Origin of the sequence: Flavobacterium potami, from assembly GCF_020026915.1 — a bacterium.
Classification (GTDB): Bacteria; Bacteroidota; Bacteroidia; order Flavobacteriales; family Flavobacteriaceae; genus Flavobacterium; species Flavobacterium potami.
The window spans coordinates 38,870-56,874 of the sequence record NZ_JAINUY010000002.1 but is presented as its reverse complement, the minus strand read 5'-3'; the positions used below and the strand labels follow the sequence as shown (position 1 = coordinate 56,874).

Sequence of the window (18,005 nt, the reverse complement as noted above, 5' to 3'; positions counted from 1 at the left end):
TATGGGAACAGTAGAAGAAAGAATTCAAAAATCTGAAACACGTATTTTTAAGGCCGTTTTTCCAAGTACAACAAATCATTATGATACTTTATTTGGAGGAACTGCACTTCATCTTATGGATGAAGTAGCATTTATTTGTGCCACTCGTTTTAGCCGTAAAAAAGTAGTTACAATTTCTACGGGTCAAATTGACTTTAAAAAAGCGATTCCTGCAGGAACTTTAATAGAATTAGTCGCAAAAGTAGACAGTGTTGGAAGAACCAGTTGTAAAATTCATGTAGATATTTTTATGGAACAAATGTATTCGGAGCTTCGTGAAACAGTAGTTTCAGGAACTTTTTCGTTTGTTGCAGTTGATGAAAACAAAAAACCAACGCCAATTTTAGACGATTTGGAATAACCTCACAAAAAAAAGTTTCCTCGCAAATACTGACAATTAGACACTTGGAAATTATTTTTAAAAAAGTTTAAAAATAATCCAAAAAAAAGTTTTGTTAACCGAAAAACCGTCTTATATTTGCACCCGCAATCAGACAATGATAGCGACATACTGGAGAAATGGCAGAGCGGTCGAATGCGGCAGTCTTGAAAACTGTTGACTGTAACAGGTCCGGGGGTTCGAATCCCTCTTTCTCCGCTGAATTTTAAAACCCTTAACTTTGTTAAGGGTTTTTTCTTTTTATACTGGATTTACATAAATTTTCTTTGTAAATAGTATTAAAAAAATTTTCAAAATCGAAAAAACATATTATCTTTGCACCCGCAATCAGCTAATGATAGCAACATACTGGAGAAATGGCAGAGCGGTCGAATGCGGCAGTCTTGAAAACTGTTGACTGTAACAGGTCCGGGGGTTCGAATCCCTCTTTCTCCGCTCATAGGGTCTTCATCTGAAGACCCTATTTTTTTATAGATCAAACAATCCTCTTTCTTACATTTCTAAACAACTACCAGGCAAAACACTTAACACGGTAGCCCACTCAAAAGACATCATTTCCCTTTTTCAAAACTTTTATACATTATTACATTTGAAATCTAAAACCAACTATAAATTTTAAATTCATTTAAAAGAAATAAAAACACCAAAGTAGTTGACAAAAGCAACTAATTTTATATATTTGTATTCATAATACAATCCGCTCAAATTATGAATACCATTACTTCAAAAATTAGAAGTTTTAATCGATTTTACACCGCACATTTAGATATCTTAAGTCAGCATTATTTGGATAGCGAATATTCTTTGACCGAAATTCGAATCCTATACGAAATCAGCGAAAGCAACTCTATAACCGCGCAGAAAATAACTGAAATTTTAAATTTGGACAAAGGCTATTTAAGCCGAATTTTAAAACGTTTCTTAAAAGAAAATTTAATTGAGAAAGTTACTTCTACAGAAGACAAACGCGCTTCCAACATTAAACTGACAAATTCTGGAAATGAATTATTAAGTATTTTAAATGACAAATCTGAAAACAAGATTGAAGGTAAAATAGAGAAACTAAATTCATCAGAAAAAGAGATTTTAGTCGATTCGATGAACACGGTTAGAAATCTGCTTACAGAAAACAAAATCGTGCGAGAAGATATTGTATACCGTCATGAAATTACTCCTGGAGATATTGGCTACATTATTCATTTACATGGTGCGATTTATGGAAAAGAATACAACTTCTCAACTGATTTTGAGAAATATGTAATCAAGACTTTTTACGATTTTTTAGAAAAATATTCTCCAGAAAACGACCGAATCTGGATGGCAGAATACAACAATAAAATTGTTGGCTGTGTTGCAATTATACATCAGCCTAATCAAGAAGCACAATTGCGATGGTTTCTGCTCGATCCTACCTTTAGAGGATTAGGAATTGGTAAAAAACTTTTAACTGATGCTGTGGATTTCTGTAAAGAGAAAAAATTTAAAAACGTTTTTCTACTTACGACAAGTCTGCAAAATAAAGCCCTAGAAATGTATAAAATGGCCGGATTCGAACTTACGCAATCTGAAGAAGTTAAAGAATGGGGAAAAACATTTTATGAGGAACGTTATGATTTGAAACTTTCTAATTAGCATTAAATAGAAAATACGAAAAGGCTTTAGCCAAACTTTTAAGTTCTGGTTAAGGCCTTTTTTATTTTTTCACTCTTCATCCTTAAAAAAAGAGATTTTATCAAAAAAAATTACATCATCGTATTTATACGAATACTAGCTTTTATTAGTGCTAAAGCAGAAATTTTTGAAATATGAATATCTTTTGGCTGATGATGCGAATTCTGACTTACCAATTTTACATATTCTTGCCCTTGTTCCGATTTCTGAACATATTTCACTGTAATATATTCTTCCCAATCATTTAGTTTTACACTTAGAAGATACATTTCGCCAAAAAAGATATTTTCAAATTCGGTTTCCTTATATAAAATAATATCTCCCGATTTTAGTAACGGATACATACTATCTCCCGTTACAGAAATTGCCCCATCGCATTTTGGAAGATTCGGAATTTTTATGGTATCCAAAATTCTTTGCGGTTCTCCACTACTAAACAATTCTCTCAAACCTGCAACGGCCTCTAAATCATATAATGGTATTTCTTGACTTATATGTAACGAATCGACCGTTTTTCTATCATTATTCATAATCACTAAACTTGCATTTTCTTCCTTAATCATTGGTCCATTTCCCGTCAATAACCACTCCGAATTTAGATCTGGATAATGTTGTAATATTTTACACGCCTTATCTGTTCCCATATTACTGCTATTATCTAAAAACTTATTAGAAAATCCCAAATCATTACAGAATTTATATTTAGTAATCCCCTTAAAATCCAGATACTCTCTTACTCTTTCCGTTGACCCCATAAAAAGATGTATTATTTTACGTTAAATTTTATTTTTAATGTATTATTTTACATTATATTTGCAAAGTAAAGAAAAATAAAAATGAAAAACAAGGCTCAATATAATAAATCATTTGGCTTAAATTAACAATTATTCAGACACAAAAAAGCACACATACACCTAATATACAAACACTTAACACATGAAAAAATAAATCAAAAACAAAATCACAGCAAAAACAAAAAAAGACGTAAAATATTACCCTTCTAAATTAGAAAATAAAAAAACAAATATCATTAAAACCATTTAATCCAAATCGAAATGAAAACAGTTCAGATAAAAGTAAAAATTCAAAAATTGGAGAACTCACTAAGTAAAAATCCAAATGCTCCCTGAAAGAAATTTAAGAGAATTTGATATTAAAAAAAATAAATGAAAACGATACCACTTAGATTTATAGCTAAAAAACTTTAATTCAATATTCAATTTATAACAACATTTAATGGAACATTTTTTATACCCCACGCTGACGGCTTTTTTTGCCTCTCTTATAACCTGGATTTTCTCTATGCGAAAAACACTCGCAGAAGATCGTGCCGCCGAAATTGACAATGCCGTAAGCGCTGTAAAATATTATCGAGATTTTCTGGATGACATTACAACAAGACTTACTACAGCAACAGAAACCATCAAAAAAATGGAAATACAGCATAAAGAACAAGTCTTATTAAACCAGCAACTGGCTGACGAAGTACAAAAATTCAAACGGTTAAAAGGAAAAACATCGTGACAACCGTTTACCTTTACTTAATTTTGTGGCATTAATTTATAAATCTGCGTCAACAGTAAACCTTTTAATAAGGACAAGCTTTTCTTTAATTGAAATGAAAAAAAATAAACCTCCAAAATCTATCAGCTTTTGGAGGTTTGTTTTTAATGCAAAAAGTAAAAATCGTTCTACTTTTTAAAGTTCTGAATCCCGTTTTGAAGCCAATTATAATACTCTTCAATATCAGGATTATAAGCCGAAGGCTCAGTCAAACTTGCACTTTGATGATCTACAATTACATAAAACGGCTGTGCGTTTGCTTTGTAGGTTTTGATCTGTAAATCGCTCCATTTGTTTCCAATAGTCTTGATTTTTTTTCCAGTTGTTTCAGAAAAATATTGTTCGTTTTCTGGAAGTTCTTTTTTATCATCGACATAAAGCGAAATCAAAACGACATCATTATTTAAAACACCCAAAACTTTTGGATCTGACCAAACCAATTCTTCCATTTTTCTACAGTTTACGCACGCATATCCTGTAAAATCTAATAAAACTGGCTTCCCTACTTTTTTCGCATATTCCATTCCTTTATCATAATCGTGGAAAGTTATGATATTCTGCGGACCATGTTCTGCTCCTTCTGGCAACGAACCTGTAATTTTTAGTTCGGAATTTCCCGAAACCCCAAGTCCGTTTGGCGATTCGCTGTATTGCATTGGAGGTGGAAATCCGCTGATTAGTTTTAAAGGTGCGCCCCACAGTCCCGGAATCAAATAAATTGTAAAACTTAAAACCAATAATCCGAAACCTAATCTCCCAACTGAAATGTGATTTAATGGCGAATCATGTGGCAACGTAATTTTTCCGAATAAATAAAAAGCCAGCATTCCGAAAACGGCAATCCAAATCGCTAAGAAAACTTCTCTTTCCAGCCAATGCAATTGTAAAACTAAATCGGCATTGGATAAAAATTTGAATGCCAAAGCCAGTTCCAAAAATCCTAAAACGACTTTTACCGTATTCAGCCATCCACCCGATTTTGGCAATGCGTTTAACCAGCCTGGAAAAGCAGCAAATAAAGAGAATGGTAACGCGATTGCAATCGAAAATCCTAACATTCCAACGATTGGCGCGATGCCTCCTTTTGAAGCCGCTTCAACTAATAAAGTTCCGACAATAGGTCCCGTGCAAGAAAATGATACAATGGCCAAAGCCAAAGCCATAAAGAAAATCCCAATTAGTCCTCCTCTATCAGCTTGCGAATCGACTTTGTTGGCTAGCGAACTTGGCAATACAATTTCGAAAGCTCCTAAAAATGAACAGGCAAAAACTACCAATAAAATAAAGAAAATCAAGTTGAACCAAACATTGGTTGAAAGCGCATTCAACGAATCGGCACCAAAAACTGCGGTTACAAGTGAACCTAGTAAAACATAAATGATTACGATTGAGATTCCGTAAATCATAGCGTTTCTAATTCCAGCCGCTTTGCTTTTACTTTGTTTGGTAAAAAAACTTACCGTCATCGGAATCATTGGGAAAACGCAAGGCGTTAATAATGCAGCAAATCCAGATAAAAAAGCTAAAATAAAAATCGTCAATAATCCTCTCGATTCTGTTTTCTTGGATGAATCTGGAATTGCACCATTAACTTTTTCTTCTGTTTGAACAACAGTTTTTTCTTCTGTAATTACAGAATCTTGTTTTACGGTTGGAGTTTCTTCGGCGGAAGCCAATTTCTTTTCAGTCGGAATATTAAACGTTAATTCTTCTGTAGACGGTGGCAAACAATTGCTGTCATCACAAACCATAAAATCAACATCTGCAGAAATGTTAGAAACAGCTTCTGAAGTGAATTTGATTTTTTGAGTGAAAAGTGCTTTATCTTCAAAATATTTAATTTTCATATCGAAGATTTTATCAACTGTTTCGTGCCCTTTGTCTTCGGTTGTTTTTCCGATTAACTCGAATTTTTTAGGTTGATTTTTAAAGGCAAAAGCTGTTGGAGAAGGTCCGCCTTCTTCGATGTATTGTCCGTACAAGTGCCAGCCAGATTGTATTTTCGCCTGCGCTTTTAAGATGTATTCTTTGTCTGAAATTTTCTCTACAGTTGTTGACCATTTTACCGGGTTGTACATTTGTCCAAATGTAGTGGCAGAAATTAATAACAGTATTATTATAATGGTATTTTTCATTGTTTTTGGGTTTAGTTATAATAAAAAAAGAGCTGTCCGTAAACAGCTCTTTTAGGCCTTTCACAGAAAATTGCTTACTAATTCAGATTTAAAAATGAAAGACACTATTAAAATTTAGTTTTCTGTCGCAGTCGCAGTCGCAGTCGCAGTCGCAGTCGCAGTCGCAGTCGCAGTCGCAGTCGCAGTCGCAGTCGCAGTCGCAGTCGCAGTCGCAGTCGCAGTCGCAGTCGCAGTCGCAGTCGCAGTCGCAGTCGCTAACTTTGTCAAAGTTTGAAACTTTGACAAAGTTGAAGTTACAAGACTGAAAACTGTGACTGAGACTGAAAACTATTTCTCAAGGGATCCAGCTTTGATAATGATCATTTTATCCAATTGAACATATTTCTTAATAGCATCGTTTACTTGCTGTAAAGTTGCTTTTTGAATATCATTTGGATATTGTTCAATATAACTAGGTTCTAAGCCTCTTTCAATAAAGCTCAAAATCGTTCTTGCCATTCCGTTTGTAGTCGACATTCCGACTTTAAAACTTCCAATCAAATTGGTTTTCTTGTTTTCTAGTTCTGCTGGAGTAATTCCTTCTTTCACCCATTTATCGACTTGAACCATTGTGGCGTCTAAGCCTTTTTGAAATAAATTAGGATTGAAAGAAGCATTTACAAACCAATAACCGCCCGTTTCGATATTACCACCTAAACCAGAAGAAATATTATACGTTAAACCATCATTATCACGAACAGTTTGCATCAAACGTCCTGCAAAACCTGCTCCTAAAGTGTAATTTCCGATGTAAAATGGAATATAATCGGCATCCGATCTTTTTAATCCTGTAAACTGACCAATGAATAGTTCAGCACTTGGTTTTTCTGGAATAGTTACAACTTCTGTTTTTGATGCCGATTTTGAAGCTTCTTCAAATTTCAGTTTTTCTGTAACACCACCATTCCAGTTTTTGAATGATTTTTTTAGAGCATTATTTAAGTTCGCACCGTCTGTATCACCTACAATCACCAAACGCATTGAAGCAGTTCCAAAATATTTTTTGTGGAATGCTTTCACTTCATCCAAAGTTGCTTTTTTGATATTGTCAATGTTATCTTCAACACTTAAACTATAATTCGGATTTCCTTTTGGATAAATCGCCTGAGACAAAGCAATGCTTCCTCTTTCGCCTGGATCGTTTAAATCCTGTTGTGTATTTCCAATAAACTGCTGTTTCAAGTTTTCGAATTCTTTGGCATCAAACAACGGATTTCTCAATTCTTCAGCTAATAAAGCAATAACCTGATCTAAGTCTTTTTTCAAACATTTAAATCCGATATTGATTTTGAAAGTCGAAGCGTTTACACTAAGGTTTACTCCTAATTTTTGAAGTTTTTCAGAGAATTTAAATTTGTCGTTTAATGTGGTTCCTTTTGATAACATTGATGCAGTTAATGCCGGAATAACATCATTTTTCGTTTCGCTTGCATAATTTCCTAACGAAATACTTGCTGCAACGGTAACAAAATCTTTTGCTGAAGTTTTTACCGAAACGACGTCAATTCCTGATACTTTTTCTCTTTTAAAAGCTGAAGCCGATTTTTCGATTAAAGTTTCTGGAGCAGCCATTTCTTCTGTTGAATTTTTTACTAAAGCCGGAGCTGATGAAGTTTCTTCGTGAATATGTCCTTCTTCTGAATGTCTGTAATAAAACGGACCATTTTCTGGCATATAATTATTAGCTTTCGCCGAATTATTATTTTGAGAGCCCGCTTGTTTCGGAATAAAATATCCTGTTGTACTTTGGTCTTCAACCAAATATTTATTGGCTACACGCTGAACATCCGCTGGAGTTACTTTTTTCAATCGGTCAACACCTGTAATATAATCCGTCCAGTCGCCAGAAGCAATTGCTTCGTTTAATGCCGATGCAATTACACCAGAACCATCGCGAGCCAAAATAGTTTGTGCACTGATTTTTGCCACAACTCTATTTACCTCATCCTGCGTTACTCCTTCTTTCTGAATTTTAGCTACAACTTCGCTGATTTTAGCGTCGATATCTTCGTGTTTTGAAGTCGTCGGAAAACCAACACCAATAGTGAAAAGTCCAACTTCTTTAAAGTTTGTTGCACTTGCATACGTATAAATTCCTAAACGAGTATCAACAAAAGTTTTATTTAAAATAGCTGATGGACCAACACCTATAATCTGAGCCAAAATATTCAACGCAGGAAGATCTTCGTTTAAAGCCCCTGGAATTTTGTACGCTTTGTTTACAACACCCAATTCTCCTGGTTTTTTCACAATAATTTTACGAGCTCCATATTGCTGAGGCTCTTCTGTATAAGGCTGAGGCATTGCTTTTGGTGCTTTTGTGATTTTACCGAAATATTTTTCGATCAATTCAAAAACATTTTCTTTTTTGAAATCACCTATAATCGTTAAAGTTGCATTATCAGGCCAATAATAGGTATTGTAGAAATTCTTTAAAACTTCGATTGGAGCATTTTCAATATCCGATTTCCATCCAATTGTAGAATGATGATAGGGATGTGCAATATAAGCCGCAGCCCAGATTTCTTTATCTAATAAACTATTCGGGTTGTTTTCTCCACGCTCAAATTCGTTGCGAACAACCGTCATTTCTGCTTCTTTATCTTCTTTCAACAATAAAGAATTACGCATTCTGTCGGCTTCGATTTGAATCGCTAATTCAATTTTATCACTCGGAAGCGTTTCAAAATAATTTGTACGATCGTACCAAGTTGTCGCATTTAATTGTGCTCCTGTATTTTGTAGAACATCAGTAATTGTATTTCCGTTTTTCTTGTTGAAAGTTGGCGTTCCTTTAAACATTAAATGTTCTAAAAGGTGTGTAGATCCTGTATTTCCTAAAACCTCATGTTTAGAACCTACGCGATATACAATTTGTACTGTTGCAACAGGAGAAGCATTGTCCTGCAGAAGCAAAACATTCATTCCGTTAGGCTGGTACAAATATTCCTCGATTCCGCCTAATTCTTTTATTTTCTTAAAATTAACCGATTTAGTCTGCGCTGACAAAAGTGTGCAGAAAGCTAATGAGCAATAGCCCAGAAAGATGTATTTTTTCATTTTTATAAGTGAGAGATTTTTTAGTTTTCAGTCGCAGTTTTCAGTCTCAGTTTAACTGGAAACTGAAAACCGAGACTGAAAACTGGATTTACGATTTACTGAAAATTTCCTTCAATTTAGATTGCAATTCAGCTTCTCTAAGGTTTTTAGCTACGATTTTTCCGTCTGGTCCAATTAAGTAGTTGGTTGGAACCATTTTAACTCCGTACAAAACAGCTGCTTCATTTTGCCATCCTTTTAAATCAGAAACGTGTGTCCAAGTTAAACCGTCTTTTTCGATTGCTTTTTCCCAAAGTTTCTTTTTATCGTCTAATGAAACTCCCAAAACATCAAATCCTTTATCGTGATACGTTTTGTAAGCTACCACCACATTTGGGTTTTCTTTTCGGCATGGTCCGCACCAAGAAGCCCAGAAATCTACTAAAACATACTTTCCTTTATAATCTGATAATTTCACCACTTTTCCGTTTACATCAGTTTGAGAAAATTCCAATGCCGGAGCGCCAATTGCTGTTTTGTCATTTAAATCAATTGTTGCTTTTAATTTTTTTCCGTAGAAAGATTTCTGAATTTCTGGAGATAAAACTGCATAATATTCTTTTACTTTTTCTGGAGTTCCGTAAGACACAATTCGATCTTCGATTACTAATGCTCCACCTAAATTGTCTTTGTTTTTCTTGATGAATTTGTCTGTTAGATCATCCGCGAAAGCGCCAAGATCTTTCCATTTTTTATCCATCATTGTTTGCTGTTCTGGAGTCAATTTTACTTTTCCTCCTTGAGTTAAAGAATCAGATAATTTGTAAATCGGACCAGCAACTGCTTGTATTTTTTTGAATTCGTTATCGTAATATGATTTATAAAATCCGTTTTGAGTAGCGCCTGTTACTTTCGCTTTAAAAACTGAATCTTTTTTTGCTTCGATTGCGATGTCTTCATTATCTAAAAGAAAATACGCTCCGTATTCTTGTCCTTTAATTTTAACGGTATGAAATAACGGTTCTCCTATTTTACCTGTAAAAGAAAATGCACCTTCTTTTACCTCAGCAGAATCGATTATTTTTTTATCTCCTTTTTCGTCTGCATATTCTAGATAAACCATTCCTTTATCTAATCCTGCAATTTTTCCGTTAATTGTGTATCCTTCTTTCTTCGCGCAAGAAGTAAATGCCGTCGCCATTGCTAATGCGAATAGACTTGATTTTAAGATTGTTTTTTTCATGTTATATTTTTTTTATAATTAAGATCGTTTTTAGTTTTCAGTCTCAGTCTCGGTTTTCAGTTATCAACTGTATGACTAAAGTAAACCGCCGCTGAAAACTGTGACTGCGACTGAAAACTGCGACTGAAAACCGAGACTAAATACTAAGATTTCATAAGTTCTTTCAATTTAGCTTCCAATTCTGCACCTCTCAAGTTTTCTCCGATAATTACACCTTTACCGTCTACTAAATAAGTGGCTGGAATTGCTTTTACGTTAAATGATTTACTCACTTTATCGTCGTCTAGAAGATTATGCCACTGCATATTTTCTTGTCCAAGTGCTTTCTGCCAAGCTTTTTCGTCTTTATCAATTGAAACGCTTAAAATTTCAAATCCTTTTGGAGCATATTCTGCATAAGCGGTTTTTAAATTCGGAATTTCTTTTCGGCATGGACCACACCAAGAAGCCCAAAAATCTACTAAAATGTATTTTTTTCCTGCAACAATTTCTTTTGCATTAAACGTTTTTCCGTCTTTATCTTTTAAACCAAAATTAGCGATGCTTGTTCCTACTAACGATTTCGGATTCAAATCTTTGTCTACAACTTGTCCGTAGTAACTTTTCTTTGCTGCATCTGAAAACTGCTCGTAAATTGGCTTTTGTTCTGGAGTAAAATAACTGTAAGAAGTCATCATAAAAAATGGTCCCCACCAATTGGTTTTATGTTTTTCGATCAAGTTCTTTGACAATAATTCCACTTTCGTGAAAAACGCCTTTTCGTCAGCTTCAAATTTTTTCCACTGTGCTGTATTGTAAACAGAATCTAATAATTTCTTGTTGTTTTCTTTTCTTGCTTTTCCAGCCAAATTACTAAGTTCATTTATTCCAACATGATAGGCTACATAATCAGATTCTAATTCTTGTTTAAAAGCCGTTTCTTTCGCATAATAATCATGCGATTTTGAACCTGTTATTAATACATCTTTAAAAGTGATATATTCTCCCTCTTTATCTGAAACAGTACCAGCCGCCGAAATTTTTATTTTTGAATTTTCGACCATTACAGAAATAGTTCCTTTGCTTTTACCAAAGACAACATAGAAAAAACGAGGTTCTTTTAATTTTCCTGAGAAAGTAAATTTTCCTTCTTTTAATGTTGTTTCAGCAACTGGCAGTTCAGAAGAATGTGTTGCTCCTGGAATCAATTTTACAGTTGTCCCTTCTGCAAGTCCAGAGATATTCCCTTCTATAGAATAAGTTGTTGCTGCTGAAGCAGATGCTGTCTTTTTCTTTTGTGCTTGACCATTGTTTGAAATCATAAACAAACAAATGCACAATCCTAAAATTTTAAATTTAATTGTATTCATTTTTGATTGATATTTTAAAAAAAGCTTCCCTTTCGGAATCCTAATCGGAAAGCTTTTGAGTTATTATTTAGCTACGTTTTGTGTTATTGTTCCGTTTCCTGGATTTTGCGTTGCTCCTTGTGGGAAAGGCATTGTCCACATATGTGATGTTGAAGACAAGTTATAAGTTACACCTCCTACAACTTTAGATAAACTAAACGGATAAGTTCCTTCTGCATTCAGACGACGTGCATCTGCAAAAGGTATTAATGTTAAAATAAGTTCGTTACGCTTAGTATTGAAAATAGCATTCAAAGCCGTTGTTTTGTCGGTTGTTGAAATGTCTGCATAAGATGCTGGCAAAATACGCGTTTTGCGAATAGTGTTTAAAATTGTCAGCGCTTCGCTTATTTTATTTTCACGAGCCAAACATTCTGCTTTGATTAAATAAACTTCAACAGTAGTGATTCCTCCAAAATTATACATTCCTGACATAGTTGAATAATAATAGGTATCTGCACCAACAGTTCTGATTTTCCAACGTGATTTGTATTTAAGATCTCCTGCTTCAAAACGTTGCGCTCTTTCTACCGGAATACTTAATTCTCTTCCTAACGAGTAAGAAGAACCATGACGAAAAGTATAATTTTCAACATAATTATATCCCATTGGCGATGGCGTTGTAGTATATGAATTTGGCAAATCGATTACTGTTTTGTTAGCGTTGTAATAAGCTACCCAATCAAATAATTTATTGTTTTCAGCCAAAGCCATGTCGGCATATTTTAAAGCCTCTGTATAATTATTCATTTGTAAATAAACACGTGAATAAAATGCATAACCAGCTCCTAAATTTGGATGCAAAGCCGTTTGCGAAACTTTTGGCAAATATGGAATCGCTTCATTTACATCTTTTAGAATGAAATCGTACATTTCCTTAATTGTTACCTGTTTGCTTGGCGCATTAATATCGGCACTGGTAATTAAAGGCACTGATAATTTACTTGCATTTGCAGTAGTGTAAGTATCTGCATAAAAATTGGTCAGTGTAAAATAAGACATCGCTCGCAACATTTTTGCCTGAGCCCAAAGAATTCTTTTATCTGCCTCTTTTGCTTCGGTTGTTGTCAAAGCATTTTCGATAATCAGATTAAAAGTCGAAATTCCGGCATAAGTTCTATAATATGTAGTTTCATCTGCCTGATTCAAATCAATACGATCTGCATTTTCATCCCACATATAATTAGCATTTGTCAATCGGTAGTAAGCCAAATTGGCAGCAGTTTGAAATCTATCATTCATCAAACTTATAGCTTGCTCTACGTTTACTACTTGGTTGCCATATTCGTCTCTTATAAAAGCTTCAAAATCTGCTAATGTAGTTGGAGTTTTAGAGCCTTTTGGCACATCATCCAAATAATTTTCACAAGAGGCAAAAGTTATTCCTAATGCTAATACGTACAGTATATTTTTATATAGATTTTTCATTTTGTCTTCTTTTAAAATTAGAAATTAACATTTACACCAAAAACAAAACTTGGTGACTGGAAACCGTTCAGCATATATTTAGCATCTCTGCTTTTTGCCCAAGTGTATACATTTTCTGCATTCAAATTAAATCGTACGTCATATAGATTTATTTTCTTAACAATATCCCTTGGCAATTGATACGCTAATGAAACATTGCTTAATCTCACATTTGAAGCATCTAGAATGTTAATATCTGCATAACGATAAATATCGCGTGAAGCACTGTTAAAATCAGACTCATATTCATAAACTGCGCGAGGTACATTGGTAAAAGCCTCATCACCTGGTTGCTGCCAACGATTTACAATATTTTTGTTTATTACTGTAATATCCGTTACATAGCCTCCTAACGCTCCAGAATAGTTATTATTTAACATCGGCAAGAAGGTATTTCTAACTTTATGTCCCAGTTCGTAAATAAATAATGCTGAAAGAGAAAAGCCTTTGTAGGCTACAGAAGTATGAAAAGATCCGCTATGATTTGGTACTGTAGAACCGTAATCGTGTATTGCTTCTAAATCGGCAGGATTATAAATTATGGCAGTTCCTGAAGCATCGTATACTTGTGGTAAACCTTTATCGCTTAGGCCTGCCCATTTGTATCCGTAAATAGAATTGTAGTTATTGCCAACTCTAGGATAAGCAGATGGGTAATCTAATTGTAAATAATAAACTGGTGCTTTTACATTAACATAATCCACTTTATTTTTGTTATTAGCGTACAGTACTGATGCATCCCAAGAAAAAGATGGCGTTTTAACAATTGTTCCTCTTAAACTTACTTCATAACCTCTATTGGTCATTTCTCCGTTGTTTAAATTGTAAGTAGAATATCCCCAGCCTTCAGTTGGAATTCCGGTACTGCTGGCCAATAAATCTTCTCCTTTTTTATTGTAAAAATCAAAAGTTCCGCTCAATCTACTTTTGAACAAACTAAAATCTAATCCAATATTTTTTGTGGTGGTTTTTTCCCAAGATAATTCAGGATTTGGTCTAGAATTCACGCTTCCCTGAACACCTCCTACATTACCATTATTTGTATAGTAAGCTGTTAAATAAGGAGCTGAAAGTTTAGCTATATTTCCTCCAATACCGTAAGAAGCACGCAGTTTAAGTGCATCTACCCAATTTACTGCAAAGAAAGATTCCTGATTAATATTCCATCCCGCCCCTGCAGACCAAGTTGGTTTATTCTGGTATTTATTATTTGTTCCCCATAAATTAGAACGATCCCAACGCAAACTTCCGCTTAAAGTATATTTTTTGTCGTAAGTGTAACCTGCTGTACTGTAAACAGAAACATATCGATTCTGTAATTCTCTTTCTGCAGAAAAATTATTAGTAGACATATACCCATTAAAAACACTACCATATACTTTTAATAAATCAACCTGATTGATTGGTGCGAAAGATAAAGTTTGTTCGTCCCAACCATAACGTGTATCATCTCTATACTCTGCTTTATTATGGCGTATTTCCATACCCACAATTGCAGAAACATCATGCTTATCATTAAATATCTGAGCAAAATTTAATTGCTGACGGAAATTATAAGCATTTGTAAATTGATTGGTTTCTTTTAAAATATCACCATAAGGTAAATTGTAAACTGCTGCATTGTTTGCAATAGTCATCATTCCGTTTACCTGTTCTCTTACGCTAAATGATTCTTTTTCTCTTAAATAATTGGTACGATCTACACCAAATTCATACTGAAACATTGCATTGTAAGTAAACGCGTTACTAAACTTTACATTAAATTTTGCAAACGTACGATTTAAGAAACTTTTGGTCTCGCTTACATTTCTACCCAACTCGTCCATTGGCGTAATATCCATATTGTACATACCATAATTCTGCATAGACTGAAGCGTAAAATTATTGTATCGAGAAGCCGCTGTAGAGGTAAAATAAGATCCATCATCATTAACTAATTGATTGTATGGTTGATATTTAAATCCTGCGCTTCCTAAATAACTAGGATTATAAGGATAATAACTCTGTAAATCGCTTTTACCAAAATTGGTATAACTTCCTAAATCTACAGAAAGCCAGTGATTTATTTGAGTTGAGTTTTTTAAGTTAAGCCCAATGCTCTCATTTTCAGAATAAATATCTTCCAGCTGATTATTCTTATAGGTCAAAGATGCATTAAAACTGTTCGATTCAGATCCTTTTCCTACACTAATATTGTGCTGTGTATAAAACTGATCTCGTTTAGCATATCTTGCTACATCATCAAAATATTTGTAACCAAGAGATGCCAAATGATTCAGCTGGTTAGAAGCATCGGTTTGAGAAATTGCTCCCGAATATCCTTTTAAAATGGTATTCATCCCCAAACTTGTAAAAGCTGCATTATTTAATAATGATTGCGCATAAGTACTTGCGTTTGCTCCTTGAAGATTCGGGTTTGAAGCTGCCCAACCTCTCTCTAAATCAATAATATCTGCCGAGTTGGTCAAATTATCAGTATAATTTCTGTATGGTGTTACTGTAATATTACTTGTATAAGAAATATTAGTTCTTCCTGCTTTTGCCTTTTTAGTTGTAATTACTACAACTCCATTAGCAGCACGCGCTCCATAAATAGAAGCAGCAGCAGCATCTTTAAGAACTGTAATGGTTTCAATATCTTCTAAATTTAAGTTTGGAAGATTTTCTTCTAAAGCAAAATTCTGATTATACTTAGTGTTCTCTATAGGAAAACCATCAATAACATACAATGGCGAGGTAACTCCGTTCATAGAAGTTGTACCACGAATTTTTCCATCTTGGTATCCAACAATACGACCTTCTAAAATTTTGTCTAAACTATTTAATCGTTGTTCTTGAAAATCTTTTGCTTTTAAACTAGAAAAAGATCCTGTTGCTTTTTCTGCAGTAATATCCTGATAACCTGTTTTTAAAACCACGCCTTCAAGCTGAAGTACATCTTCCTTTAAGACAACGTTAATTACATTTCTTCCATCAACTTTAATTTCCTGTCTCACATATCCTAAATAAGCAAAAGCCAAAGTAGTTTCGCCGTTTACTGCAATAATCTGATATTCACCATTAAACTCGGTATGCACACCTCTTCCTGAACCATTGTCAGAAACTGCTGCTCCTGCCAAAGGCATCCCTTTTTCATCCGTAACTCTACCTTTTACAATAAAATCTGCTACAGGCTTTTTCTCTTCAGCTGGTTTGTCTGGAGAGATTTTTTTAGGCATTAAAATAATATGATTTCCAGATACTTTAAAGTCTGTACTGGTATTATTAAAAATTTTAGCTAAAATCACTTCAATCGAAGTATCGTTTGCATTTACATTGATTACTCTGTTTAAATCAACAGATCTCACATTGTAAACAAATCTGTAATTTGTAGTATATTCAAGTCTTTCAATCACTTTTGCAACGGTCATATTGCTGGCATTAAAAGAAATATTAGATTTTTGAGAATAACTGGTTCCGGCGTGCATTACTGTTAAGGCTGTTAACAGAAATAAAGTGGTTAATTTCATTTTCAAATCGAATTTCAAAAAAGGCTTATCAAACCTAATTCTGTTCAATAGTTTTTTCATACTTTTAAATGTTTTTTTAATGTTGGTTGGTTAATTAACTGACCGCATATACTCTACCGGGAAATGTTGGCGCATTTTCCGGTTTTTTTATAACGATCCTTCATTCTTGGATTTTTGTTACATAGGCTTTTTTTAATTGTTAATTATAAATTGTTAATTGATAATTTATTTAATAGTGATCTGATCCTTATCAATATCATAATCAATCTTGTAGCTGTCGCTGAAATATTTCAAAACGACTTCTATTGGTTCATTATCAAAGCGGGCATTAAAAATTTCTTTTCCTAAAGCTTTATTTCTGTTAATGAAAGTTACATTATACTGACGTTCCAGTTTTTTGATAATATCAGAGAAAGAAGCATTTTTAAACACCAAACTTCCTTTTACCCACGCAGTGTAATATTCTGTGTTAACCTGTTCTGTCAAAAATGAAGATTCTCCATTTACATTCGAACCTTTGAAACCTGGAGTCAAATACACCTGACTTGTTTTCTGATCTTTAGAAAGAGAAACTTTACCTTCAACCAAAACAACATCTGTACTTGAATTATTAAGATAAGCATCCACATTAAATTTTGTTCCCAAAACCTCAACGTTAACTTCCTCTGCATTGACCGTAAACGGATGGCTTTTATCTTTGCTTACTTCAAAATACGCTTCACCTGTTAAATAAACTTGTCTGCTTTTGTTTTTTACAAACTGTACCGGATATTTTAACGAAGTTCCAGAATTCAGATGCACAATTGTTCCGTCTGACAATTGTACTTCAAATTTTTTCCCGTAGGGAATTTTCAAAGTATTATAAACCAATTCTCCTTCAGCGAAAGCTCTATTATAAACCAATCTGTTTTTCTCTTGTTTCCCGATGATATTTCCATCTTTATCCGTAACATTTTTTTCTTCAGAAATATCAATATTCTCAGATGTTCCGTTACCAAATTGTAAAACAATTTCATCAACTCTCGGTACGATAACATTTTGTTTAACTTGTTCTGAACCAGAATTTTTATAAAAATAAAACCCACCAAGAGCCACAATTAAAACTGCGGCATATTTATAAAAAGATGAAAATCTTCTTTTGTAAAAAACATTCTTTTCCTGTTGAATCCGCTCTGAAAGTTGTTTTCTAACCTCAGAAGAATCAAATGTATTCAAAGAAGCCTCTATTGCGTAGTTGATTTTTATAAAATCCTTAAACACAATTTTATTTTCGTCTTCTTTTAACCACGCTGTCAACTGCTCAATTTCTTCGGTAGTAGCCTGATTTGTGATAAATTTAACGATTAATCGCTCTGATTTTTTCGCTGTCATTTGGGTCATTTTTAATATTATTACGAAGCCAAAAAACAAAACCCTAACAATTTGATAAAGTTTTTTTCATTTTTATGATTTTTTTATTTTTCACAAGTCTTTTCTTTCAACAAAACTCTACTAATTCAGTAGAATTAATTA

At 33.7% G+C, this 18,005-nt stretch carries 11 protein-coding genes and 2 tRNA genes; 5 read left to right on the top strand and 8 right to left on the bottom strand.

Features of this window, described 5'->3' with window-relative positions:
- Nucleotide 1: 1 nt before the first annotated feature.
- From K6T82_RS05995 to K6T82_RS05980, 4 genes are all read left to right on the top strand, one after another.
- Nucleotides 2-400 (top strand): acyl-CoA thioesterase, encoded by a 399-nt coding sequence (locus K6T82_RS05995; RefSeq protein WP_184167062.1) that lies wholly within the window; start codon nt 2-4, stop codon nt 398-400.
- A 152-nt stretch (nt 401-552) separates the two neighbouring features.
- Nucleotides 553-637: transfer RNA gene (locus K6T82_RS05990), tRNA-Ser, on the top strand.
- Nucleotides 638-789: 152 nt separating this feature from the next.
- Nucleotides 790-874, top strand: a tRNA-Ser gene (locus tag K6T82_RS05985).
- Nucleotides 875-1,147: 273 nt separating this feature from the next.
- Nucleotides 1,148-2,071 carry a bifunctional helix-turn-helix transcriptional regulator/GNAT family N-acetyltransferase gene (locus tag K6T82_RS05980; RefSeq protein ID WP_223705031.1) on the top strand — a complete coding sequence of 308 codons (924 nt, stop codon included), beginning with the start codon at nt 1,148-1,150 and terminating at the stop codon, nt 2,069-2,071.
- A 110-nt stretch (nt 2,072-2,181) separates the two neighbouring features.
- Here the strand turns inward: K6T82_RS05980 and K6T82_RS05975 are convergent, their stop codons facing one another.
- Complete coding sequence (locus K6T82_RS05975; RefSeq protein ID WP_223705030.1) at nt 2,182-2,865, bottom strand: S24 family peptidase; 684 nt, start codon at nt 2,863-2,865, stop codon at nt 2,182-2,184.
- A gap of 547 nt (nt 2,866-3,412) precedes the next feature.
- On the opposite strand from K6T82_RS05975, the gene K6T82_RS05970 reads away from it, so the two are divergent.
- On the top strand, nt 3,413-3,634 hold the full coding sequence (locus K6T82_RS05970) for a hypothetical protein (RefSeq protein WP_223705029.1): 222 nt from the start codon (nt 3,413-3,415) through the stop codon (nt 3,632-3,634).
- 167 nt (nt 3,635-3,801) lie between these two features.
- On the opposite strand, the gene K6T82_RS05965 is transcribed toward K6T82_RS05970, so the two are convergent.
- The 7 genes from K6T82_RS05965 to K6T82_RS05935 all read right to left on the bottom strand — a co-directional run bounded on the left by K6T82_RS05965 (nt 3,802) and on the right by K6T82_RS05935 (nt 17,864).
- Nucleotides 3,802-5,808: a protein-disulfide reductase DsbD family protein gene (locus K6T82_RS05965; RefSeq protein ID WP_223705028.1), complete on the bottom strand. Its 2,007-nt coding sequence runs from the start codon at nt 5,806-5,808 to the stop codon at nt 3,802-3,804.
- Between the two features lie 327 nt (nt 5,809-6,135).
- Nucleotides 6,136-8,907, bottom strand: coding sequence for a M16 family metallopeptidase (locus K6T82_RS05960; RefSeq protein ID WP_223705027.1), 2,772 nt, complete (start codon nt 8,905-8,907; stop codon nt 6,136-6,138).
- Between the two features lie 88 nt (nt 8,908-8,995).
- Nucleotides 8,996-10,129 (bottom strand): TlpA disulfide reductase family protein, encoded by a 1,134-nt coding sequence (locus K6T82_RS05955; protein ID WP_223705026.1) that lies wholly within the window; start codon nt 10,127-10,129, stop codon nt 8,996-8,998.
- 143 nt (nt 10,130-10,272) lie between these two features.
- A complete protein-coding gene (locus tag K6T82_RS05950) occupies nt 10,273-11,478 on the bottom strand; it encodes a TlpA disulfide reductase family protein (protein ID WP_223705025.1) in 1,206 nt (401 codons plus the stop codon).
- Nucleotides 11,479-11,541: 63 nt separating this feature from the next.
- Complete coding sequence (locus K6T82_RS05945; RefSeq protein WP_223705024.1) at nt 11,542-12,945, bottom strand: RagB/SusD family nutrient uptake outer membrane protein; 1,404 nt, start codon at nt 12,943-12,945, stop codon at nt 11,542-11,544.
- Between the two features lie 17 nt (nt 12,946-12,962).
- The gene (locus K6T82_RS05940) at nt 12,963-16,553 is read right to left on the bottom strand and encodes a SusC/RagA family TonB-linked outer membrane protein (protein WP_223705023.1); all 3,591 of its coding nucleotides are present in this window, start codon (nt 16,551-16,553) and stop codon (nt 12,963-12,965) included.
- Between the two features lie 165 nt (nt 16,554-16,718).
- Complete coding sequence (locus K6T82_RS05935; protein ID WP_223705022.1) at nt 16,719-17,864, bottom strand: FecR family protein; 1,146 nt, start codon at nt 17,862-17,864, stop codon at nt 16,719-16,721.
- Between the last annotated feature and the right edge of the window lie 141 nt (nt 17,865-18,005).